This is a genomic window from Bradyrhizobium sp. R2.2-H, assembly GCF_004346455.1.
Lineage (GTDB): Bacteria > Pseudomonadota > Alphaproteobacteria > Rhizobiales > Xanthobacteraceae > Bradyrhizobium > Bradyrhizobium diversitatis.
Map to the genome: position 1 here is coordinate 165,668 of NZ_SMBR01000004.1, position 22,133 is coordinate 187,800.

Consider the following 22,133-nt stretch of genomic DNA (forward strand, 5'->3'; position numbering starts at 1 on the left):
CAATCGCTTATTTAGTGTTCGCCATATGTTCCATCCATATCCACAGGCTTGAACCTACAAAAATACAATTGTATATACATGGAATCGCATGCCTGATTTCAACTCGCTTGCATCCGCCGGGTTTGAATGGGACGAGGAGAAGAACCAGGCGAACCTGATCAAGCACGGCATCAGTTTCGACGACGCCAGTCAGATCTTCTACGGACCGGTCGTCGTCAAGCGATCGGATCGCAATAACGAAGAGCGGTGGATCGCACTGGGAGAATACGACGGTCGAATCCTGACCGTGATCTTCACAAGGCGTGACAAAGCGATCCGCATCATTTCAGCGCGACGGCCGAGGCCAGATGAAAAAAGAGCATATCGTGAAGCGGCGATGGGGCGATCGTCGCAAGGGAAACACTGATTGGGCCCGCGTCGATGCGATGACGGAAGAGGAACTGGAAGCCTCGATCGCAAACGATCCTGACTGGGCGGAGTTCAAGGACATCGACTGGTCGGATGCCGTGCTGATGATGCCGCCCAAGAAGAAAGCCATCTCGATCCGAGTCGACGAGGATGTCCTCGACTTCTTCAAGCGCGAGGGCGAGGGCTACCAGCGGCGCATCAATGCGGTGCTGCGCTCCTACATGCAGCAGAAGTCCAAGCCGAAGAAGCGGGCCTGAGCCGGAGCCGCGGCCCCGCACCAAATTGTTCATTCCGGCCCACGAGAAAGCTTGAACCGCGCCCGGTTCCACGCTTCCATACCCCCATGTTCAGGACCTTTCGAGGCGGCCAGAGCGGGGGCTGGCGGGTGACCTCGATTTCGCCTGTGACGGGCGAGCCCCTACCCTTCGTGCCGGCGCTGTCGGTCACCGACAGCGAGGCCATCTCGTTGCCGCTGGTCCCCTCGCGCACGGCCTGGCGGCTGGTCGGCGTTGCGAGCAGCCTGCGCTACACCGAGCGGTCTGAGAAGCAGCAGCTCGTCGCCGTGCAGGCCGGCCTCGGCCGCATCGAAGCGACCAGCGCGGCGCTGATTCCGATCCGCAAGTCGCAGGCCTGGTGGGAGCTGACGCAGGAAGAGCGCCGCAGGATCTTCGAGGACAAGTCGCACCACATTGCCAGCAGCCTGCGCTTCCTGCCTGCGATTGCGCGACAGCTCTATCACTGCCGCGACCTCGGCGGGCCCTTCGACTTTCTCACCTGGTTCGAATTCGCTCCCGCGGACGCCGCACTGTTCGAGGAACTGGTGGCAATGCTCAGGCAGACCGAGGAATGGACCTATGTCGAGCGCGAGGTCGACGTGCGCATGGTGAAGGAAGTGCTGTCGGCCTGACGCTCGAGGAAGCGGCCCGAAGCGATGCGCGGCAGACCGGTGACGGGCCAGTTGTAGACGTAGGTCCAGGCCTTCTCGGGGGCGCCGTCGGCGCGCGCCACATCGACCAACTGGCGCAGATATTCGGTCGGCTCCGGAAACCCCTCGCCGCAGGCCTCGTACATGTCGAGCTCGCGCAGGAGCTCGCCCGCCACGCGCAGGCGGAAGAGCTCGCCATGGACGATGTCCGTCGGCGCCTCGGAGAGCAGCAATCCCGGATAGTGTTTCACCAGAACGAGCCGGCCGCGGCAGGTCGCTTCACACAGGAATTCCGCGTGGCCCGCGAGCAGCCGCGCCATCGGATGGTCGAAGCCCCGCATCAGGGTGCCGTAGACGAAGAGGCGATCGGAGCTCATGGTGTTCCAACATTGCGACGACGGCGCGATACCGCTAATCCGTTTACACAAATTGTTCCTCCATAGGCAAATCAGGATGGCTTTCGACACAGCCGAGGCGACCGACCAATTGCTCGGCGAGGGCGACATTCCGCCCGTGCATGAGGTGAATGCGGCAGGCGCATCGCCCTTCCTGCTCACCGCGGATCATTATGGACGGGTGCTGCCGCGCGCGCTCGGCGATCTCGGCCTCGCGGAAGGCGAGCTTGTCAGGCACATCGCCTGGGACGTCGGCATCGCCGGTGTCGCCGAGCGGCTCGCGCGCATGCTGGATGCGCATCTGATCGCGCAGCGCTATTCGCGCCTCGTGATCGACTGCAATCGCCCGCCGGGCGCTGCGAGCTCGATCCCTGTGATCTCCGAGGCGACCGCGATCCCCGGCAACGAGAATCTATCGGCCGCGGCCAAGGAGATGCGCCGGCGCGAGATCTTCGATCCCTACCACGGCCGGATCGGCGCGACGATCGATGCGCGCGGGCGGGCGGGCAAGCCGACGGTGCTGGTGGCGTTGCACAGCTTCACGCCCGTCTATCACGGCGATCCGCGGCCCTGGCACATCGGCACGCTCTATCACCGCGACACCGTGCTGCCGCGGCTGATGCTGCAGCACCTGCGGGGCGAGAGCGGCCTCGTCGTCGGCGACAACCAGCCTTATGCGGTGAGCGACGTCACCGACTACACCATCCCGGTCCACGGCGAGGCCCGCGGTCTGATGAACACCGGCCTCGAAATTCGCCAGGACCTGATCACCGACGAGACCGGCCAGCAGCAATGGGCCGAGCGGCTGGCGCGGATCCTGCGCGAGATCGCAGCAACGCTGCGCAAGGACGGAATGGCGTGATACTCACTTCGCCCGTGTCAGCGCCAGCCAGATGCCGCCGCCGATCATGAAGCCGCCGGAGATGCGCGACATCATCCGCGTGCGGCGTGCCGAGAAGAATTTTCGGGCGCGGCCGGCGGCGATGGCGTAGAGCGCATCTGTCATGACCGCCGTCACCATGAAGGTGGCGCCCAGCAGCGCGACCTGCGGAAAGTGCGGCTGGTTCATGTCCATGAACTGCGGAATGAAGGCGCCGAAGAACACCAGCACCTTGGGGTTCGACAGCAGCACCAGGAATCCCTGCAGGAAGAAGCCGCCGCGCGGCGGCGGTGGCGGCGCGTCGATGTCGACGCCTTCGACCGGCGCCCAGATCAGCTTGATGCCGAGCCAGACGAGATAAGCGGCGCCGGCAAAGCGCACCCAGTCGAACCAATAGCCCATGGTTGCCATCAGCGAGGTCAGGCCGACCGCGACGATGCCGATCACGATGGCAAGGCCCGCTTGCGCGCCGACCACGTTGATGAGCGCCGCACGCGTGCCGTGGCGCAAGCCATTGGCGATGACGAGGGTGACGATCGGCCCTGGCAGCAGCGCCAGCGCAATGCAGGCGGCGACGAAGGCGAGATAGGCTTGCATGGACATCATGGGAGGACTCGCTGCGGTTTGCGCGCATTAATGCATGGCGGAGGCGGGAACGGAAGCTTGCTCGTTCCTCTCCCCGCTCGCAGCCGATCAGGCGCGCCACGAACGGTATCTTGACATGCAACTATTTGGTTGCCTATCATGCGCAACCATGGATGAAGTCTTCAGAGCGCTCGCCGATGGGTCACGACGGTCGCTGCTGGACAGGCTTCACGCCAGGAACGGCCAGACACTGAACGAACTCTGCGAGGGCCTCGCGATGACGCGTCAGGCCGTTGCCAAGCACCTTGTCATTCTGGAGAAGGCCAATCTGGTCTCGACCATCAGACATGGCCGCGAGAAGCTGCACTACCTCAACCCCGTGCCCATCCATCAGGTCGGCGAACGCTGGATCAAGAAATTCGAACGCGGCAAGCTCGCTGCGCTCAGTGAATTGAAACGTCAGTTGGAGAAGCGCGAGGAATAAGCCTGCTCAACAAAGGATTTGATGCGCGATGGATCTCGACCAGTTCAAGCCGCTCACCGTCTACACAATCTACATCGCCTCCACGCCGGAGAAGGTGTGGCAGGCTCTGACGTCGGCCGAGTTCAGCCGGGAGTACTTTTCCGGGTTCGCAGTGGAGATGGAGCCCCGGCTCGGCGGCACGTTCATCGTGCGCGCGCCGGACGGATCGAAGCACATCTCGGGCAAAGTCTTCGAATACGATCCGCCCAAGAGGCTCACGGTGACCTGGAACGTCAACTGGCCCGACCTCGTCGAGAAACTCGGCACCACGCTCGTCACCTACGAGATCGAGCCCGCCGGCGAGGCCGTCCGTCTCACCCTGAGCCAGCGTCATGATCGTCAACTCAGCGAGGATATCCTCTCAGGCGGCCGCACCGGTTGGCCCGCGATCCTGTCGGGGCTGAAGAGCCTGCTGGAGACGGGTAAGGCGCCGCAGATCAAGATGTCGCCGCCAGTCAAGATGCTGGAAGCATTGAAGGCGATGGGGATCAAGATACCGTAGCGGCCGGACTCCGCCTGCTCATCGCTTCTTGGTCAGCGGCGGGTAAATCTCGTCGATCTTGCGACGGCAATCCGCTTCCGACTCGTGCGGGCCCGAGACAAAGGTCCCGCTGACCTTGATCGCGTACCAGCCGGACTCAACTCCGAGCCGAAGCGCTTCGTCCGTCTTGACCTGCCGTGGAGAAAGAATTTGCATCTGGTGCTTTCGGTTGGCGTTCGACCTCAAATCGAATCGCGGTGACGTTTCAGGCAATGCAGCAGGCGCCCGTTCCCCCGCCGAAACGGGCAATGCACAAAACGACCGCCCTACGGCGTCGCGATGTGCTCGGTCCACGGTGCGGGGACTGAGCCATCTCAGGTCGCCCGCGCACGGTCGAGGAGCTGCGTGTCCGCAGAAGCGACAGCCTTTCGAACGTTGCCGCACCGTGCGCGCATTCACGGCAATTGGCCATCTATTTCTCGCCCGCACGCGCCTTTGAGCGCCAGATGCATCGCCCGATCGAAACAATGCCAGCGAAGTCTTGTGCTCGACAGCTTCGTAGCCATGTTAAAGGCGCAGCCAAGGGAACGTACCGCATGAAGCTCCGCGTCGGGTTCGAGATGCTGTACGAATTCCCGCAGCCGACGCCTATGATGATGGTGTTGGGCACGCATTTCACGCGCGCCTCCGATGTCATCGTGCCCGACTTGCTCACCACCAGCCCCCCGGTGACCATTACTCCCTATCGCGACCTCTTCGGCAATTGGTGCAGCCGCATCGTGGCTCCGCCGGGCGCCTTCCGCCTTGCCGCCGACGGCATCATTCGCGACAGCGGCTTGCCCGACCCCGCGTTCCCTGACGCGGTTCAACATGCCGTCGAAGCGCTGCCGACCGACACGCTCGTCTATCTGCTCGGCAGTCGCTACTGCGACACCGATCACCTGACGAATATCGCATGGAAGTTGTTCGAGAAGACGCCACCGGGCTCGGCGCGGGTCCAGGCGATCTGCGATTTCGTTCATCATCACATCACATTCGGCTATGAGCACGCGCGCGCAACCAGGACGGCCCGGGAGGCCTACGAGGAAGGCAGGGGCGTTTGCCGCGACTATGCCCATCTCGCCATCGCGCTCTGCCGCTGCATGAACATCCCGGCGCGTTACTGCACCGGTTATCTCAGTGACATCGGCACGCCGCAGCCATGGCCTCCAGGAGACTTCGCTGCCTGGTTCGAGGCGTTCATCGGCGGAAGCTGGCGCATGTTCGATCCCCGCAACAACACACCGCGGATCGGCCGCGTGCTGATCGCGCAGGGACGCGATGCCGCAGACGTCCCGATCACCCAGACCTTCGGTCCGAATACTCTGGTCAATTTCAAGGTCTGGACCGACGAGGTTCCCTGATGGCGGACGCACCCGCTCCGCTCTGCTTGGCCGGGACAAGACGCGCCAGGCGAAATTCCGCAAGCGGGTGAGCGCCTGACCGTTGCGACCGGCTCCCTCTCAGGCGACCGGCGCCACCAGCCGCCGGTAGAGATGCCAGGTCGCATGCCCAAGCACCGGCAGCGTCACGATCAGCCCGAGAAAGTAGGGCAGCGCCGAAACGATCAGCAGCATCACGATCAGCGCGGCCCACGAGATCATCGGCAGCGGGCTCGTCACCACCGCGCGCACGCTCGTCACCATGGCCGTGACGAAATCGACGTCGCGATCGAGCAGCAGCGGAAACGACACCACGGTCAGCGAGAACAGGATCAGCGACAGCACGGCACCGACCGCGTTGCCGATACCAAGGAACAGCAGGCCTTCGTTGGTCGTCAGCACCACCGTCATGAACTCCTGCAAGCTCGAGAACGAGGCATTGAGGCCCAGCAGCAGCGCGATCAGGAGCCGCACCTGGTACATCCAGACCACGAACACGAACAGCGTCACGAAGGCCATCCACCCGATCTCGCTGCGCGAACGGATCGCCGACCAGATCGCACCGAATGAGACCGGCTCGCCGCGCTCGCGGCGGCGGCTGATTTCGTAGAGGCCGATCGCCACGAACGGCCCGATCAGCGCGAAACCGGCGGCAAGGGGATAGACCAGATAGACCATGCCGAAGGCAGTGAGGCAGAGCATGATGGCGATGCCGCCGGCGGCGTAGAGCGTGCCGAAGCAGACACCGTAAAGAGGTAGCGCCTGGAAGTCGCGCAGGCCTTCGACCAGCGCCTCGGCGATGTCGGTCGCCGCCACGGGACGCACCACCGGATCGACCTTGCCCGAGATGGACATCAGCTTCCTCCGCAAACCGGCGCGTTTTTTCGTTGCGCGCTTGCCGCGATATTAGCGCCGCCACGCCGAGGCGCAACTTGATGCCGGCCGGCGCGAAGAGAGCGGCGACGAGACGATGATCCCAATGCGAAATCTTGGCCTTTGGTGCGATATTCGCGACGATGACTATGGACGGGGCAGATGATCGTGCCTCAAATTGTACCTCCGAGCACCCCTCGCCTGAGAGCCGATCGCCCACCGATGAGCCTGCGTACCCGGTTACTGATCCTCGTCATCGCGGCCATGCTCGTGCCGGCGATCCTGATCGGACTCCGTTTCGTGCAGAACCGGGCCAGTGAGATCGACGCGGCACTGGCCAATCTGGTCGCATCCGCCGACGACATCGCGGGCGATTTGGACGAGAAGATCAAGGGCACCGCCCAGCTTCATTATGGGCTCGCCCGTGCCCGCGATCTCGACACGCGCGACAAGGCGGCGTGCTCGGCATTTCTGTCTGATGTCCGCGAAGAATACCCGCAGTTCACGGGCATCCTGACCATCGATCCCGACGGAAGTCTGTTCTGCGACTCGCTGCGGACCAACCGCACGCTCGACCTGAATGACCGCGGCTATTTCAAGCAGGTGAAAGGTCTTCATGGCGTCGTCGCAGTGGAGCCGGTGTTCGGCCGGCTCACCGGGCTATCGGTGCTGCAGATCGCCTATCCCGTGCGATCGGAGGCGGGTGCACTGAAATTCGTGCTGCTCGCGTCGTTCAACCTCAACAAGTTCGCAGAATTTCACGACAAGCGGCTGCTCGCCGAGAAGGACATCCTGCTGATCGACGCCAAAGGTACGGTGCTGGTCGCCCCCAAGGGCGGCGGCTGGAGTGTGCCCGTCGGCGGATCCATTGCAGATTCCGACCTGTTCCGCTTTGCGGCAGCGCCCGATCGCGAGCCGTTTCGCGAGGTGAGCGACGGCGCGGGCCATACACAGATCTGGGCCGTTGCCCGCTCACCTTCGATCCGCAAGGCCGGCCTCACCATCCTGGTCGGCCGATCCAAGGACGGGCTGCTGGCGGTGGCCAATCGCCGGCTGTTGGAGGACACGGCAATCCTTGCGGTGGCTTCGCTTCTGTTGCTCGCCGGTGTCTGGATCCTCGCGACCGTGAGCGTCGGGCGCCAAGTCGGACGGCTCGCCGCCATGGCCAAGAGCCTCGGGCGCGGCGATCTCAGCGCGCGCATTCCGGAGCCCCACCCGGGCGGCGAACTCGGCGGATTGATGACCCTGCTCAACGGCACGGCCGAATCGCTCGAGCAGCAGCGCGCCGCCATCGCGGATCTCAGCCACAAGCTCAGCCAGTCCCAGAAGATGGAAGCCATGGGCCAGCTCACCGGCGGCGTGGCGCACGATTTCAACAATCTCCTGACCGTCATTCTCGGCAACTCGGAGCACCTCGCCGACAGGCTTGCGGGCAACAAGGAATTGCAGCGGATCGCTGACGACATTGCGACCGCCGCCGAGCGCGGTTCCGACCTGACGAGGAGCCTGCTCGCCTTCGCGCGCAAGCAACCGCTGCAACCGCGAGAGATCGACATCGCCGAGCAGGTGAGCGGCATGAAGCAGTTTCTGCGGCGGACCCTGGGCGAGCACATCGACTGCAGCTTCACGCTCGCGCCGGATCTATGGCTCGCCAGCGTCGATCCCAGCCAATTGGCGACGGCCGTGCTCAACCTCGTGCTCAACGCGCGCGATGCGATGCCCGACGGCGGCAAGCTGATGGTCGAGGTACGAAACATCTCGCTCGGTGAATCCGACCTCGACGTCAACGGCGAGCCGCGGCCGGGCGACTATGTGATGCTGGCCGTGCAGGATACGGGGACCGGCATGAGCCGCGAGGTGTTGGGGCGCGCGTTCGAACCATTCTTCACCACCAAGGAGGTCGGCAAGGGAACCGGCCTCGGCCTCAGCATGGTCTACGGGTTTGCGCGACAATCCGGCGGGCTGGTGCAAATGCAATCCGAACCGGGTCAAGGCAGCGTCGTCAGGCTGTTCTTTCCCCGCCTCGCGACGCCGCCGAATGAGGAACCGCTGCCGGCAGAGCAGGTCGCCGCACCCGATGGACACGAGACGATCCTCGTCGTCGAGGACGACGACATGGTGCGCGCCTATGTCGAGAGCGAGCTGAAGGCGCTCGGCTACCGCGTCATCGCGACATCGAACGGGCCGGCGGCGCTGGATGTGCTGCGCCAGCCCGGAGACATCCAGTTGCTGTTCACTGATGTCGTGATGCCCGGCGGCATGTTCGGACCGGAGCTGGCGAGGCAGGCAACAGGCCTGCGACCTGGTCTCAAGGTTCTCTTCACCTCCGGCTACAGCCAGAGTCCCGTCAGGACGCCCGACCAGATCGGCGACGCCCGCATTCTGACCAAGCCGTTCCGGCGCAAGGATATTGCTGCAATGCTGCGGGCCGCCCTCTCGGAGCCGTCGCGGTAGATCAGGAGCCGATCGCGAGCTGGAGCGCCACGCCGAGATTGGCCGCGAACAGGACCGCGTCGATGACGAAGATCCGGAGCATCGGGCCCTTCAACACGGGCCAGTAGGCCACCCCGACGCGGCCGCCGCGCATCAGCACCGGAACGTTATAGGCGAACTGGCTGAAATGGCAGGCGGCGAAGAACAGGAACAGCGCGAGCTGCGCTTCGCTCGGCTGGAAGAACGATGGACGGGCGGCCAGAAGATAGAGCGACAGGAGCCCGATCGGCAGATTCATCCCGCCCAGGAACGCCACGCTGGCCGCCAGGGTCGGCGCGATCGGATTGCTGCGCTCTTCCCGCGGCAGCAGGATCTTCAACGTGTTGGCTTGCGCGATGCTGAACTGGATGAAGGCACCGACGAACCAGAGCGTGTTGAGAAGCAGGACGAGATCAGAAACATGCATCGTCATTTTCCATAGAAGGCTTCGCTGCGCGCGACGCGCCCCGTTTCGTCGAAATCCATGAATTCGCTGGCGCGCGTGTCGCCCAGCTGCCACCACACCGTCAGGCGCGCGATCGCCTCGTCCCAGCTCCAGCTCAGGATCTTCAGGTCGGCGCTTTCGACGTGGCCATAGGCCTTCCGCCAGTAGGCACGGATGTTCTCGGCGCCGGTGACCACAGGAGAACCCGTCAGTGTGAGGGCGAGAGGGCTGCGCATCTGCGCATCCTCGGCGAAATGGGCGACGACCGCGTCGATCGACCCTGCACCAATTCGCGCACCACGCCGCGACAAAGCCTTCGGCAGTCGCGCGGCTCATTGCCTGTCCGCTCATGACACGGATCCTCCCTGGCAGGGAAAGTGGCAAAGCCCGCGCCTCATGTCAATCATGTTGACTTGAGAATTCCGTCAGTTGTTGTCGGCGATCGCCTCCATCACGCCCATCCACCCGGCCGCACCCGATGCCCCGACGCGATCGAACGCCTCGCGCAGCACCTTGCGCTCGTGATCCGAGGCCCGCTGCTCGATGCGCCGCCCCGATTCCGTCAGGCGCAGCAGTTTCGAACGGTGCTGTTCGGGCGAACGCTTCGAGGTCAGGAGCTTGCGCTCCAAGAGCAGATTGAGCGGCCGGTTGAGGGCTTGCTTGGAAATGCCGAGGATCTCGATCAGCGCGCCGATCGCGATATCGGGCCGGCGCGCCACCACGTAGAGGATACGATGGTGCGGACGCGACAGCCCCTGCTTCGCAAGATATGCGTCGGCCTCCAGCGTCATCCCGCGCCAGCCGTAATACATGAGCTCGAGCGCCGCATCCAGATCGTGCAGCTTCGTCAGTGAGGCGCGGTGGAGTCCCGCGGCTTGAGGCGCCCTTGCCATTGCAGGAAGCTAACCTTTTGCCCGCAGCTCACGCCGCAGCACCTTGCCCGTCGCCGTCATCGGCAGCGTCTCGGCAAACTCGACGAAACGCGGATATTCGTGGGCTGCGAGCTGCACTTTGACGAACTCCTGGATCTCGCGCGCGAGCGCATCGCTGCCGGCAAAGCCGGGCCGCAGCACGATCCAGGCCTTGATCGATTCGGTGCGGATCGGATCGGGGATGCCGACGACGGCGGCCATCGCGACCGACGGATGCTTCATCAGCGTGTGCTCGATCTCGGATGGGCCGACGCGATAGCCGGCGGTGGTGATGACGTCGTCCTCACGGCTGACGTACCAGAAATAGCCGTCCTCGTCCTGCATGCCGAGATCGCCGGTCAGCAGGAACTCGCCGGCATATTTCTTCGCCGTCGCCTCCGGATTGCGCCAATATTCGAGCATGGTCACGGGGCATGGCTGGCGCACGCCGATGATGCCGCGCTGCCCGCGCGGCAATTCCTCGCCCCTGTCGTCGACGATGCGGACGTCGAAGCCCGGCGTCGCCTTGCCCATCGAACCGGGGCGGATCGGAAACAGGTTCGAATTGCTGCCGATCACGAGATTGCACTCGGTCTGGCCGAACACTTCATGCGCGTCGATGCCGAACGTCTCGCGCACCCAGCCGAGCAATTCGCCGCCGAGCGACTCCCCGCCCGTAAAGATGCTGCGCAGCTTGACGCCCGCGTGCTTCACGCCGGCTTGCCGCATCAGCTTCAGCGCGGTCGGCGGCAGGAAGACGTTGCGCACGGAAAGATCGGCCATCATCTGCATCGCCGCCTGCGGCTCGAATTTTCGCGCGCGGTGACCGACGAGGGGAATGCCGTGATACCAGAACGCGAACAGGCCGTTGATGAGCCCGCCGATCCAGGCCCAGTCGGCCGGCGTCCACATGAGATCGCCGGGCCTCGGCAGGAAGTTGTGACACATCTCCACGTTCGGCAGATGACCGAGCACGACGCGGTGCGCGTGCAGCGCCCCCTTCGGATTGCCCGTCGTGCCCGAGGTGTAGATGATCAGCGCGGGATCATCGCACGAGGTGTCGATCCACGCGAAGTCGGCCGATGCGGCCTTCACCGCATCCCGGAACGACGTCGTTCCCGCCGGTGCGCGCTCGCCAACCACATAGATCGTCTTCAGCTCGGGCAGGCGATCGCGAATTTTTGCGAGCTTCTCCCAGCCGCCTTCGTCGGTGACGATGGCTTTCGCCTCCGAATTCGACAGCCGGAATTCCAGCGCGTCCTCGCCGAACAGCGCGAACAGCGGGATCGAAATCATGCCGGAGCGGAACGCCGCCATGTGTGCGATCGGCAATTCCCGGGACTGCGACAGGAACACCGCGACGCGGTCGCCACGGGAAAGCCCGTCCGCCTTCAGCACATTGGCGAAGCGGCGCGACATCTCGGCGATCTCGTCGAAGGAGGTGCGGCTGGTAGCGCCGTTCTCGTCGACATAGATCAGCGCAAGTCGCCCCGTGCCGTCGGCATGGCGATCGCAGCACGCTTCCGCAATGTTGAAGCGCGCGGGGATGTCCCAGCGGAAATTGCGGTAGAGCTCGTCGTAGGTTGCGGCTTCGGTGAGCATGGGCCTGGTCGTTTCCACCGTCTCGGCGTCATGGCCGGACTTGTTCCGGCCATCCACGCTCTTCTTGGCAATCAGTTTAAGGCCGTGGATGCCCGGGACAAGCCCGGGCATGACGATTGGGGACGCAGCTCACCGCACCGTCGCGAAGAACTTCCTGACATCGCGCACGAACAGCTCCGGCTGCTCGAAGGCGGCGAAATGACCGCCCTTCTCTATCTCGCTCCAGTGGGTGATGTCCGGGAAGTTCGGCTCCATCCAGCGCCGCACCGGCGTGACGATCTCCTTGGGAAACACCGCGACGCCCGTCGGCACCTTCACCACCGGCGTGGTGCGGCGCTTGCCAAAGCTCTCCCAGTAGAGCCGCGCCGAGGAGGTCGCCGTCTGCGTCGCCCAATACAGCATGACGTTGTCGAGCAGTTCGTCCTTGCTGAAGATGTTCTCAGGGTGCCCGTTGCAGTCGGTCCAGGCCCAGAACTTTTCCAGGATCCAGGCCGCCTGCCCGCTCGGTGAATCCGTGAGGCCATAGCCGAGCGTCTGCGGGCGCGTGGACTGCTGCTTGGAGTAGCCGGAGTCGAGATCGACATAGTGCTTGAGGCCGGCGAGAGCGCGCTTCTCCTCAGCCGTCGGCTCGCCCTCGACCTTGGGCGCCGCATTGAAGGCGAGCGTGATGTGGATGCCGGCGCAATGCGTGGGGTCCTGGGCGCCGAGCGATGTCGTCACCGCCGAACCCCAATCGCCGCCTTGCGCGCCGTAGCGCGCATAGCCGAGCCGGTCCATCAGCTTCGCCCAGGCCGCGGCGATGCGGTCGACGCCCCAGCCGGTGGTCTTCGGCCTGGCGGAGAAGCCGAAGCCCGGCAGCGACGGACAGATCACGTGGAAGGCATCGGCAGGATTGCCGCCATGCGCGGCGGGATCGGTGAGCGGCGCGATCACTTTCTGGAACTCGACGATCGAGCCCGGCCAGCCATGGGTGATGATCAGCGGCAGCGCGGACCGCTCCTTCGAGCGCGCATGGATGAAGTGAATGTCGAGCCCGTCGATCTCGGTGGCGAACTGCTCGAAGCGGTTGAGTTTTGCCTCGCGGTCTCGCCAGTCGTAACCGTCGGCCCAATAGGCGCAGATCTCCCGGATCCATTTCAGCGGCGCACCCTGGCTCCAGTCGTCGACCAGCTCCGCATCCGGCCAGCGCGTGCGAGCGAGGCGTGACTTGAGATCGAAGAGGATATCGTCGCTGATGTCGATGCGGAACGGTTTGATGGCGGTCATCGGTTGCCTCCCTTGTTCTTCTTGTCATTCCGGGGCGCGCGTAGCGCGAGCCCGGAATCCATTGATCAACAGAGTTGGCGGCCCGATGGATTCCGGGCTCGTGCTTCGCACGCCCCGGAATGACGGCTAGCCCGACAACGCGGCCTTCACCAGGCCCGACGCCTTGCCGAAATCCATCTGGCCGGCGTATTTCGCGCGCAGCACGGCGATGACCTTGCCCATGTCCTTCATGCCGCTAGCGCCGGTCTCGGCGATCGCGTCCGCGATCGCCTTCTTCACGTCGTCCTCGGACATCTGCTTGGGCAGATATGCCGAGATCACCGCGATCTCCTCGCGCTCCTGCGCGGCAAGCTCCGCGCGGCCGCCCTTGTCGTAGAGCTCGACCGCCTCCTGGCGCTGCTTGATCATCTTCTGCAGCACGGCGAGAATGTCGGCGTCCGACAGCGGCGGCTTGCCGTTGCCGCGGGCATCGATGTCGGCATTCTTGATGGTCGAGTTGACCATGCGCAGCGTGGACAGCTTGCGCTCGTCCTTGGCCTTCATGGCCTCCTTGACCGCATTGTTGATGTCGTCGCGCAGCATGATCGTGATCCCTTCGAATATCCGACGTCTGATCTAGGCCGTTCGTGGCCTTCAGACAACCTCGGTTCCGAGCCATTCGGTAAGAGCCCGCACTGTCGCTTCCGGCTGTTCGGCTTGCGGCAGGTGCCCGCAGCGATCGAGGATCACGAGCCTGGCGCCGGCGATGCCTTCGGCCATCTCCTTGGAGAAAGCGTTCGGAATGGTGTTGTCGGTATCGCCAGTCAACACCAGCGTCGGACATTTGATGGCTAAAAGCGTCGGGCGCGAATCCGCCCGTGCGATGATTGCGGTCTGCTGCCGCAGATAGCCTTCGACGCCAACGTCCTCGTCCTGCGCATGCACGAGCGCGAGAATATCGGCATCATCGCGCCGCGACGGATGCACGAGCTCCGGAAAACTCTCCTCGCAGACGGCGCGGAGCTCGCCGCGCCTGGCGCGCTCCATCTGGGCATATCGGCGCGCGGTCGCCTCTGGCGTGTCGGGCCGCGCCTGCGTGTTGATCAGCGCGAGCCTGGTCACGCGCTCGCCCGCCTGGCGCATGATCTCGAAGGCGATGTAGCCGCCCATGGAATGGCCGGCGAGGGCGAAGCGCGGCGGCGCCTCGGCGAGAATGCGGCGGGCGATCGCCGCGATGCTGTCGTCGCGGATGTGGTTGGCGATCATCACGGGGCCAAACCGCCATAGCGGCGGGATCACCGGGGCGTAGATCCTGGCCGAGGAGGCCAGCCCCGGAACCAGCAGAATCGGGGTGGTCTGGTCCATTGTTGCCTCGCAAGCCCAGGAAATTGCCGGAAATTGTGCGGCCGAGCTTAAGTGCCCGAGACGGGCTGTCAAATATGCAAAAACGCATGTGAATCGGCGCTTCTCCGCTTTGACGCCGGCGCCTGCGGGGACTATGAAGCGGGCTCATGACACAACATGACAACGATACCGCCTGGCCGGACCACAAACCGACCGCGCTCCTCGTGCTTGCCGACGGCACGGTGCTCGAGGGCTTCGGTCTCGGCGCCGAAGGCCACGCCGTCGGTGAAGTCTGCTTCAACACCGCGATGACCGGCTATGAAGAGATCCTCACCGATCCTTCCTATGCCGGACAGCTCATCACCTTCACCTTCCCGCATATCGGCAATGTCGGCACCAACGAGGACGACATCGAGACGGTGAACATGGCGGCGACGCCGGGCGCGCGCGGCGTGATCCTGCGCACCGCGATCACCGATCCTTCGAACTACCGCGCCACCAAGCATCTCGACGGCTGGCTGAAGGCGCGCGGCATCATCGGCCTCTCCGGCATCGACACCCGCGCGCTGACCGCGCTGATCCGCTCCAAGGGCATGCCCAACGCAGTGATCGCGCATTCCAGGACCGGCGAGTTCGACCTGCATGGCCTGAAGGAGGAAGCGCGGGAATGGCCGGGCCTCGAGGGCATGGATCTCGTGCCGCTGGTCACCTCCGGCCAGCGCTTCAGCTGGGACGAGACGCCCTGGCTGTGGGACAAAGGCTTCGGCCGGCAGGAGAATCCGGAATTCAACGTCGTCGCGATCGACTACGGCATCAAGCGCAACATCCTGCGCCTGCTCGCCGGGGTCGGCTGCAAGGTGACGGTGGTGCCGGCAACGACCTCAGCCGAGGACATTCTGGCGATGAAGCCGGACGGCGTGTTCCTGTCCAATGGTCCGGGCGATCCGGCTGCGACCGGCAAATATGCCGTGCCCGTGATCCGGGACGTGATCAAGTCGGGCACGCCGACCTTCGGGATCTGCCTCGGCCACCAGATGCTGGGCCTCGCCGTCGGCGCGAAGACGAAGAAGATGCACCAGGGCCATCATGGCGCCAATCACCCCGTCAAGGACGAGACCACCGGCAAGGTCGAGATCACCTCGATGAACCACGGCTTTGCCGTCGACGAGACGACGCTGCCGAAGGGCGCGACGCAGACCCACATTTCCTTGTTTGATGGGTCCAATTGCGGCATCCAGCTCGACGGCAAGCCGGTGTTCTCGGTGCAGTACCACCCCGAGGCCTCACCTGGCCCGCGCGACTCGCACTACCTGTTCCAGCGCTTCGCCGACCTGATGCGGCAGAGGAAGAGCGCATAAGGCGACCACCCGGCGGATGAGTCCGCCGGGCCCGACCGTCACGGACGCATGAACATCAAATCCGTGTCGGGATCGCAGTTCTCGGCGATGAAGCGCAGCTCCGCCTGGATGTCGGCGACCGACCTCGTCTCCAGATATTTCGAAATCACCAAACCGAGCAACGCCCGGCAGACGGCTTCGTGCCCGAGGCCGGCCGTCTCCGCCTCGTCGACGGCCGCCGAGAAATGACGCTGCGCAACGTCGGATGCGTACATGGCGTTCCCCCTCCTTCGCTTCGATCTGCGTGCCCGCCATTGGCCGCCAGCGCCTTGATCTCGGTCAAGCCGGCATATGGAGTGTCGTGAGGAACAAGAGGGCCTACGCTCTCTTGATTCCGGTCCGTTGCCAGTTAGGGGCCCCCATGTCCGTCGTCCGCGACAATGCCGAGCCGCTCGCCATCGTGTTCGAAGACGATGGCCTCGTGCCGAACAACATCCTTCCGTTCCTGGTCTACCAGGGCGCAGTGAAGCTCGACCCGAAGCGCCCGGAAGCGACCATCGAAAACCTGTTCGAAGCGAACGGCTGGGGCGGGACATGGCGCAACGGCGTCTACGATTATCTGCATTATCACGCGACGGTGCATGAGGTGCTCGGAGTTGCACGCGGCAGTGCAAGCGTCCGCTTCGGCGGCGATCATGGCCGGGAGCTTAAGATCAAGGCCGGCGACGTCGCGATCCTGCCCGCCGGTACCGGTCATCAATGCATCCAGGCAAGCGACGATTTCTGCGTCATCGGCGCCTATCCGCCGGGCGCAAAGATGGAGATCACGCGGGCGACGCCGGAAAACCATGCGGAAGCGCTGAAGACGATTCCACAAGTTGCGTTGCCGCCGGCCGATCCCGTGACGGGGAAGGACGGCGCATTGATGCGGTTGTGGCGGTAGCCACAAGCACGGTCCAGCAGGGTGGGTTAGCGAAGCGTAACCCACCACTGTCAATATCCGCGGAAGCAGAAGAGGTGGGTTACGCCTTCGGCTAATCTAACCCACCCTTGCAGCCTGTGGCCTACGCCTCGTTCGCGCCTTCCTGCCGGGTCGCCTCGAACAGGAACCAGGTGCGGCGCTCGGTCTCGTCGATGAAGTTTTCGAGGATGCTGGCGCTGGCGACGTCGCCGGCCTCGTCGCAGACCTCGTGCGCCTTGCGCATCGCGGCGGCGACGTGCTTGTTGTCCTGCATCAGCTCGCGCAGCATCTCGCGCGGCGGGACGTAGTCCTCGTTGTTGTCCTTGATGGTCTGGAGCTTTGCGACCTGGCCGATCGACTTCAGCGTGGTGCCGCCGATCTTGCGGACGCGCTCGGCGAGCTGGTCGGTGGTGGCGAAGATCTGGTCGGACTGCTCGTCGAGCAGCAGGTGGTAATCGCGGAAATGCCGGCCGCTGATGTGCCAGTGGAAATTCTTGGTCTTGAGGTAAAGCGCGAACGCGTCGGCCAGAAGCACGTTGAGCGCCTCCGAGACCTTCTTGACCCCATCGGACGACAGGTCAGTGGGTGTATCGAGATCGGGCGAGACCTTGCTGGTTTTGCTCACGGGAGACCTTCCTGTTAGGACGCGGACATTGACGGCGCGCCGTCGCACCCCTAACGCAAGGCGGGCAGCGCCGGTTCCTAGATAGGAACCGCTGGGCGGGATACCATGGACGATTGGATCGATTATTACGACTCGACGCATACGATCTATGTCAGCAAGCTGCATCGCGACCTGCACTTCCAGATCATTGCGCGGGACATCATCGGCTACATCCCCTCGCCCGATGCGACGGTGCTGGACTATGCCTGTGGGGAAGCGCTGTCGGCGAACGAGGTGGCGGCCGCCTGCGGCAAGCTGATCCTGGCCGAGCCTGCGCCGGGCGTGCGTGGGCGGCTGATCGCGCGGTTTGCCCCGAACACCAAGATCCGCGTCCGCTCGCTCGACGACATCCGCAAGATGCAGGACCAGTCGATCGACCTCGTGGTGATGAACTCGGTCGCGCAATACATGACGCCGGAGGAGCTCGACGCCGCCCTCCTCAACATCCGCCGTATCCTGAAGCCCTCCGGCAAGCTGGTGCTCGGCGACATTCTCCAGCCCAATGTCGGCATGGGCAGGGACGTCATGGCCCTGCTCGGCTTCGGCCTGCGCCACGGCTTCCTGAAGGACGCGCTGATCGGGCTGATCAGCACCGCGCTGTCGGATTACCGGCAGCTGCGTTCGAAAATCGGGCTGCAGCGCTACAGCGAGGACGAGATCACCGCCAAGCTGAAGGCGGCCGGATTCGCGGTCCAGCGCGCCCAAGGCAATATCGGCCACAATCGCTGGCGCATGACCTTCATCGCCCGGCCATCTCTGGTCCGTTAAGCATAAAAACCAGCCATGGTAGCTTGTCACACGCCGATCGGGAATAATCCTGATGGCCCGGTGGCGGAAGTGTCTACGCGGGGGCGGTGCATCGCTCTTCATCCTGGTTCAAATCCAGGCCGGGTCTCCACGCTTGGCCCCTGCGGGGCTACGCGTGGCGCAGCCACGCAAGGCCCGTAGGGGCCAAGCGTGTCCGGCGTAGCTGGAGCGAAGCGCAAGCGAAGACGGACTGCCGGCTGGCACCCCCCAAACCCCTGCAAAATTGGCGGTTGATGGGCATTTTTCGGGGTTTCGCCGCCCCTAAAACTGGTCTAAGACCCACCCGCGCGCGAGGGAGACCCCGCGCTCTCGCCAAATGGGGACGCGCGGCAAGCGCGCCCTTTTTTTGTGCCCAGATTCCAGCCCGTGAGCGGTGATGCCCAAACGAACCGACATCTCGACCATCCTGATCATCGGCGCCGGTCCCATCGTGATCGGCCAGGCCTGCGAGTTCGACTATTCGGGCACGCAGGCGGTGAAGACGCTGAAGGAAGAGGGCTATCGCATCGTCCTCGTCAATTCCAACCCGGCCACGATCATGACCGACCCGGAATTGGCCGATGCGACCTATATCGAGCCGATCACGCCCGAGATCGTCGCCAAGATCATCGAGAAGGAACGTCACGTCGTTCCCGGCGGCTTCGCGCTGCTGCCGACCATGGGCGGACAGACCGCGCTGAACTGCGCGCTGTCGCTGCGCCGCCAGGGCACACTGGAGAAGTTCGACGTCGAGATGATCGGCGCCACCGCCGACGCGATCGACAAGGCCGAAGACCGCCAGCTGTTCCGCAACGCCATGGAGAAGATCGGGCTGCAGACGCCGAAGTCGCGGCTCGCCAACGCGTCCGAGCTGAAGAAGTCGTTCCGCGACAAATACCATGCCGAACGCGAGAAGCTGTCGGGCGCGGCGCTCGAAGAGCTCGACCGGCAATGGACACTCGGCGAAGGCGACCGCCGCAAGCGCTATCAGGAATATGCGCTCGGACAGGCGATGATGGCACTGTCCGAGATCGGCCTGCCCGCGATCATCCGCCCCTCCTTCACCATGGGCGGCACCGGCGGCGGCATCGCCTACAACAAGGAAGAGTTCCTCGACATCATCGAACGCGGCCTCGATGCGTCTCCCACCAACGAAGTGCTGATCGAAGAATCCGTGCTCGGCTGGAAAGAGTACGAGATGGAGGTCGTGCGCGACAAGAACGACAATTGCATCATCGTCTGCTCGATCGAGAACCTCGATCCGATGGGCGTGCACACCGGCGATTCCATCACGGTGGCGCCGGCGCTGACGCTGACCGACAAGGAATACCAGATCATGCGCGACGCCTCGCTGGCGGTGCTGCGCGAGATCGGCGTCGAGACCGGCGGCTCCAACGTGCAGTTCGGCGTCAATCCCGAAGACGGCCGCATGGTCGTCATCGAGATGAATCCGCGCGTGTCGCGCTCCTCCGCGCTGGCCTCGAAGGCCACCGGTTTTCCGATCGCCAAGGTCGCCGCCAAGCTCGCCGTCGGCTACACCCTGGACGAGATCGCCAACGACATCACGGGCGGCGCCACGCCGGCCTCGTTCGAGCCGACCATCGACTACGTCGTCACCAAGGTGCCCCGCTTCGCCTTCGAGAAATTCCCGGGCGCCTCGACCACGCTGACCACGTCGATGAAGTCGGTCGGCGAAGTCATGGCGATCGGGCGCACCTTCCAGGAAAGCCTGCAAAAGGCGCTGCGCGGGCTCGAGACCGGGTTGACCGGCCTCGACGAGATCGAAATCGAGGGCCTCGGCCGCGACGACGACAAGAATGCCATCCGCGCCGCGCTCGGCACGCCGACGCCGAACCGTCTGCTCCAGGTCGCCCAGGCCATGCGGCTCGGCTGGTCGAACGAGGACATCTTCAAGTCCTGCAAGATCGATCCCTGGTTCCTCGGCGAGATGCGCGGCATCGTCGACATGGAGGAGAAGGTCAGGAAGAACGGCCTGCCGGGCAACGCCTTCGGCATGCGCACGCTCAAGGCCATGGGCTTCTCCGATGCACGCCTCGCCGTGCTCGCCGAGACGACGGAAGCGGAGGTGACGGCGAAGCGCCACGCGCTCGGCGTTCGCCCCGTCTACAAGCGCATCGACACCTGCGCGGCTGAATTCGCCTCCCCCACCGCCTACATGTATTCGACCTATGAGGCGCCGTTTGCGGGCGCGCCGGCGGACGAGAGCACGCCGTCCGACAAGAAGAAGGTCATCATTCTCGGCGGCGGTCCCAACCGCATCGGCCAGGGCATCGAGTTCGACTATTGCTGCTGTCACGCCTGCTTCGCGCTGCATGACGCCGGCTACGAATCCATCATGGTCAACTGCAATCCGGAGACGGTGTCGACCGACTACGACACCGCCGACCGGCTGTATTTCGAGCCGCTCACCGCCGAGGACGTGTTGGAGATCATCGCGAAGGAGCGCAGCAAGGGCACGCTGCACGGCGTGATCGTGCAGTTCGGCGGCCAGACGCCTCTGAAGCTGGCGCGCGCGCTGGAGGCCGCCGAAGTGCCGATCCTCGGCACCTCGCCGGACGCCATCGACCTCGCCGAGGACCGCGACCGCTTCAAGCGCGTGCTCGACAAGCTTCGTCTCAAGCAGCCGAAGAACGGCATCGCCTATTCGGTCGAACAGGCGAGGCTCGTCTCCGCCGACCTCGGCCTGCCGCTGGTGGTCCGCCCGTCCTACGTGCTCGGCGGCCGCGCCATGCAGATCATCCGCGAGGAGAACCAGCTGAACGACTATCTGCTCGGCACGCTGCCGGAGCTGGTGCCGGCCGACGTCAAGGCGCGCTATCCGAACGACAAGACCGGGCAGATCAACACGGTGCTCGGCAAGAACCCGCTGCTGTTCGACCGCTATCTGTCGGACGCGACCGAGATCGACGTCGACTGCCTCTCCGACGGCAAGGACACGTTCATCGTCGGTATCATGGAGCACATCGAGGAAGCCGGCATCCATTCCGGCGACAGCGCCTGCTCGCTGCCGCCGCACTCGCTCGAGCCTGAGATGATCGAGGAGCTGGAGCGGCAGACCCGCGAGCTCGCGCTCGGCCTCGACGTCATCGGCCTGATGAACGTGCAATATGCCATCAAGGACGGCGAGATCTACGTGCTCGAGGTCAATCCGCGCGCTTCGCGCACGGTGCCGTTCGTCGCCAAGGTGGTCGGCACGCCGGTCGCCAAGATCGCCGCGCGCATCATGGCGGGCGAGAAGCTCGCCGATTTCAAGCTGAAGAAGGCCAGGCTCAAGCACGTCGGCGTCAAGGAATCGGTCTTCCCGTTCGCGCGCTTCCCCGGCGTCGACACGGTGCTCGGTCCCGAGATGCGCTCGACCGGCGAGGTCATGGGCATCGACCGTTCGTTTGCGGTGGCCTTCGCCAAGAGCCAGCTCGGCGGCGGCACGCGGGTGCCGCGAAAGGGCACGGTGTTCGTGTCGGTGCGCGAAAGCGACAAAACGCGCATCGCCGAAGCCGTTCGCGAATTGCACTCGCTCGGCTTCAAGGTGCTGGCGACATCGGGCACCCAGCGCTTCCTGACCGACCAGGGCATCCCGACCGAAAAGGTGAACAAGGTGCTGGAGGGGAGGCCGCACATCGTCGACGCCATCACCAACGGGGATGTCCAGCTCGTCTTCAACACCACCGAAGGCCCGCAGGCCCTGGCCGACAGCCGTTCGCTGCGGCGCGCGGCCCTCTTGCATAAAGTGCCGTATTACACCACTCTTTCCGGGGCCGTGGCGGCCGCGCAGGGCATCCGCGCCTATTTGGGCGGGGATCTTGAGGTTCGTACCCTGCAGAGCTACTTTTCGGAAACCTGATCGCTAGCTCCGG

General features: G+C 64.4%; 25 protein-coding genes. 12 read left to right on the forward strand and 13 right to left on the reverse strand.

The features are described from left to right. Positions 1 to 88 precede the first annotated feature (88 nt). The 3 genes from EDE08_RS11695 (at position 89) to EDE08_RS11705 (ending at position 1,315) form a co-directional block, all read left to right on the forward strand. Complete coding sequence (locus EDE08_RS11695; RefSeq protein WP_131869276.1) at positions 89 to 406, forward strand: BrnT family toxin; 318 nt, start codon at positions 89 to 91, stop codon at positions 404 to 406. A gap of 19 nt (positions 407 to 425) precedes the next feature. Next, complete coding sequence (locus tag EDE08_RS11700; protein WP_245524773.1) at positions 426 to 665, forward strand: BrnA antitoxin family protein; 240 nt, start codon at positions 426 to 428, stop codon at positions 663 to 665. An 86-nt stretch (positions 666 to 751) separates the two neighbouring features. Continuing rightward, complete coding sequence (locus tag EDE08_RS11705) at positions 752 to 1,315, forward strand: chlorite dismutase family protein (protein WP_131869274.1); 564 nt, start codon at positions 752 to 754, stop codon at positions 1,313 to 1,315. On the opposite strand, the gene EDE08_RS11710 is transcribed toward EDE08_RS11705, so the two are convergent. Beyond that, positions 1,261 to 1,710, reverse strand: a complete 450-nt coding sequence (locus EDE08_RS11710; RefSeq protein ID WP_131869273.1) for a gamma-glutamylcyclotransferase family protein — start codon at positions 1,708 to 1,710, stop codon at positions 1,261 to 1,263. The two genes, EDE08_RS11705 and EDE08_RS11710, sit on opposite strands and share 55 nt — an antisense overlap. Before the next feature lie 76 nt (positions 1,711 to 1,786). Here EDE08_RS11710 and EDE08_RS11715 point away from each other — a divergent pair, with 76 nt between their 5' ends. Beyond that, positions 1,787 to 2,590 (forward strand): N-formylglutamate amidohydrolase, encoded by an 804-nt coding sequence (locus EDE08_RS11715; RefSeq protein WP_131869272.1) that lies wholly within the window; start codon positions 1,787 to 1,789, stop codon positions 2,588 to 2,590. Between the two features lie 3 nt (positions 2,591 to 2,593). On the opposite strand, the gene EDE08_RS11720 is transcribed toward EDE08_RS11715, so the two are convergent. Beyond that, positions 2,594 to 3,214: a LysE family translocator gene (locus EDE08_RS11720; protein WP_082822079.1), complete on the reverse strand. Its 621-nt coding sequence runs from the start codon at positions 3,212 to 3,214 to the stop codon at positions 2,594 to 2,596. Positions 3,215 to 3,362: 148 nt separating this feature from the next. Here EDE08_RS11720 and EDE08_RS11725 point away from each other — a divergent pair, with 148 nt between their 5' ends. Together EDE08_RS11725 and EDE08_RS11730 are read left to right on the forward strand one after the other, a co-directional pair. Beyond that, entirely contained in the window at positions 3,363 to 3,677 is a 315-nt protein-coding gene (locus EDE08_RS11725; protein ID WP_131869271.1) for an ArsR/SmtB family transcription factor, read from the forward strand. A 28-nt stretch (positions 3,678 to 3,705) separates the two neighbouring features. Continuing rightward, entirely contained in the window at positions 3,706 to 4,218 is a 513-nt protein-coding gene (locus tag EDE08_RS11730; RefSeq protein ID WP_131869270.1) for an SRPBCC family protein, read from the forward strand. Positions 4,219 to 4,236: 18 nt separating this feature from the next. On the opposite strand, the gene EDE08_RS38375 is transcribed toward EDE08_RS11730, so the two are convergent. Next, entirely contained in the window at positions 4,237 to 4,413 is a 177-nt protein-coding gene (locus EDE08_RS38375) for a hypothetical protein (protein WP_165935873.1), read from the reverse strand. Positions 4,414 to 4,793: 380 nt separating this feature from the next. Between EDE08_RS38375 and EDE08_RS11735 the strand changes: the two genes are divergently transcribed. Continuing rightward, positions 4,794 to 5,600 carry a transglutaminase-like domain-containing protein gene (locus EDE08_RS11735; RefSeq protein WP_131869269.1) on the forward strand — a complete coding sequence of 269 codons (807 nt, stop codon included), beginning with the start codon at positions 4,794 to 4,796 and terminating at the stop codon, positions 5,598 to 5,600. 99 nt (positions 5,601 to 5,699) lie between these two features. Here the strand turns inward: EDE08_RS11735 and EDE08_RS11740 are convergent, their stop codons facing one another. Further along, positions 5,700 to 6,473 carry a DUF2189 domain-containing protein gene (locus tag EDE08_RS11740; RefSeq protein ID WP_131869268.1) on the reverse strand — a complete coding sequence of 258 codons (774 nt, stop codon included), beginning with the start codon at positions 6,471 to 6,473 and terminating at the stop codon, positions 5,700 to 5,702. Positions 6,474 to 6,713: 240 nt separating this feature from the next. Between EDE08_RS11740 and EDE08_RS11745 the strand changes: the two genes are divergently transcribed. Then, positions 6,714 to 8,945 (forward strand): ATP-binding protein, encoded by a 2,232-nt coding sequence (locus EDE08_RS11745; protein ID WP_131869267.1) that lies wholly within the window; start codon positions 6,714 to 6,716, stop codon positions 8,943 to 8,945. A 1-nt stretch (position 8,946) separates the two neighbouring features. Here the strand turns inward: EDE08_RS11745 and EDE08_RS11750 are convergent, their stop codons facing one another. The 7 genes from EDE08_RS11750 to EDE08_RS11780 form a co-directional block, all read right to left on the reverse strand. After that, complete coding sequence (locus EDE08_RS11750) at positions 8,947 to 9,390, reverse strand: hypothetical protein (protein WP_131869266.1); 444 nt, start codon at positions 9,388 to 9,390, stop codon at positions 8,947 to 8,949. Between the two features lie 2 nt (positions 9,391 to 9,392). Next, complete coding sequence (locus EDE08_RS11755; protein WP_245524774.1) at positions 9,393 to 9,644, reverse strand: hypothetical protein; 252 nt, start codon at positions 9,642 to 9,644, stop codon at positions 9,393 to 9,395. A 189-nt stretch (positions 9,645 to 9,833) separates the two neighbouring features. Beyond that, complete coding sequence (locus EDE08_RS11760) at positions 9,834 to 10,301, reverse strand: MarR family transcriptional regulator (RefSeq protein WP_131869265.1); 468 nt, start codon at positions 10,299 to 10,301, stop codon at positions 9,834 to 9,836. 9 nt (positions 10,302 to 10,310) lie between these two features. Then, the gene (locus EDE08_RS11765) at positions 10,311 to 11,921 is read right to left on the reverse strand and encodes an acyl-CoA synthetase (protein ID WP_165935918.1); all 1,611 of its coding nucleotides are present in this window, start codon (positions 11,919 to 11,921) and stop codon (positions 10,311 to 10,313) included. A 129-nt stretch (positions 11,922 to 12,050) separates the two neighbouring features. Next, positions 12,051 to 13,187 carry an epoxide hydrolase family protein gene (locus EDE08_RS11770; RefSeq protein ID WP_131869264.1) on the reverse strand — a complete coding sequence of 379 codons (1,137 nt, stop codon included), beginning with the start codon at positions 13,185 to 13,187 and terminating at the stop codon, positions 12,051 to 12,053. A 126-nt stretch (positions 13,188 to 13,313) separates the two neighbouring features. After that, entirely contained in the window at positions 13,314 to 13,769 is a 456-nt protein-coding gene (locus EDE08_RS11775) for a GatB/YqeY domain-containing protein (RefSeq protein WP_131869263.1), read from the reverse strand. Positions 13,770 to 13,820: 51 nt separating this feature from the next. Then, entirely contained in the window at positions 13,821 to 14,531 is a 711-nt protein-coding gene (locus tag EDE08_RS11780) for an alpha/beta fold hydrolase (RefSeq protein ID WP_131869262.1), read from the reverse strand. 146 nt (positions 14,532 to 14,677) lie between these two features. Between EDE08_RS11780 and carA the strand changes: the two genes are divergently transcribed. Then, a complete protein-coding gene (gene carA, locus EDE08_RS11785) occupies positions 14,678 to 15,868 on the forward strand; it encodes a glutamine-hydrolyzing carbamoyl-phosphate synthase small subunit (protein ID WP_131869261.1) in 1,191 nt (396 codons plus the stop codon). 38 nt (positions 15,869 to 15,906) lie between these two features. Here the strand turns inward: carA and EDE08_RS11790 are convergent, their stop codons facing one another. Continuing rightward, positions 15,907 to 16,122: a hypothetical protein gene (locus EDE08_RS11790; RefSeq protein ID WP_131869260.1), complete on the reverse strand. Its 216-nt coding sequence runs from the start codon at positions 16,120 to 16,122 to the stop codon at positions 15,907 to 15,909. A 146-nt stretch (positions 16,123 to 16,268) separates the two neighbouring features. Between EDE08_RS11790 and EDE08_RS11795 the strand changes: the two genes are divergently transcribed. Continuing rightward, on the forward strand, positions 16,269 to 16,790 hold the full coding sequence (locus EDE08_RS11795; RefSeq protein WP_165935874.1) for a cupin domain-containing protein: 522 nt from the start codon (positions 16,269 to 16,271) through the stop codon (positions 16,788 to 16,790). A gap of 121 nt (positions 16,791 to 16,911) precedes the next feature. Here EDE08_RS11795 and EDE08_RS11800 read toward each other — a convergent pair whose 3' ends face one another. Then, complete coding sequence (locus EDE08_RS11800; protein WP_028178735.1) at positions 16,912 to 17,433, reverse strand: Dps family protein; 522 nt, start codon at positions 17,431 to 17,433, stop codon at positions 16,912 to 16,914. 105 nt (positions 17,434 to 17,538) lie between these two features. Between EDE08_RS11800 and EDE08_RS11805 the strand changes: the two genes are divergently transcribed. Together EDE08_RS11805 and carB are read left to right on the forward strand one after the other, a co-directional pair. Continuing rightward, positions 17,539 to 18,240, forward strand: a complete 702-nt coding sequence (locus EDE08_RS11805) for a class I SAM-dependent methyltransferase (RefSeq protein WP_131869258.1) — start codon at positions 17,539 to 17,541, stop codon at positions 18,238 to 18,240. A gap of 415 nt (positions 18,241 to 18,655) precedes the next feature. Then, positions 18,656 to 22,120, forward strand: coding sequence for a carbamoyl-phosphate synthase large subunit (gene carB / locus EDE08_RS11810; protein ID WP_131869257.1), 3,465 nt, complete (start codon positions 18,656 to 18,658; stop codon positions 22,118 to 22,120). The last annotated feature ends 13 nt before the right edge of the window (positions 22,121 to 22,133 follow it).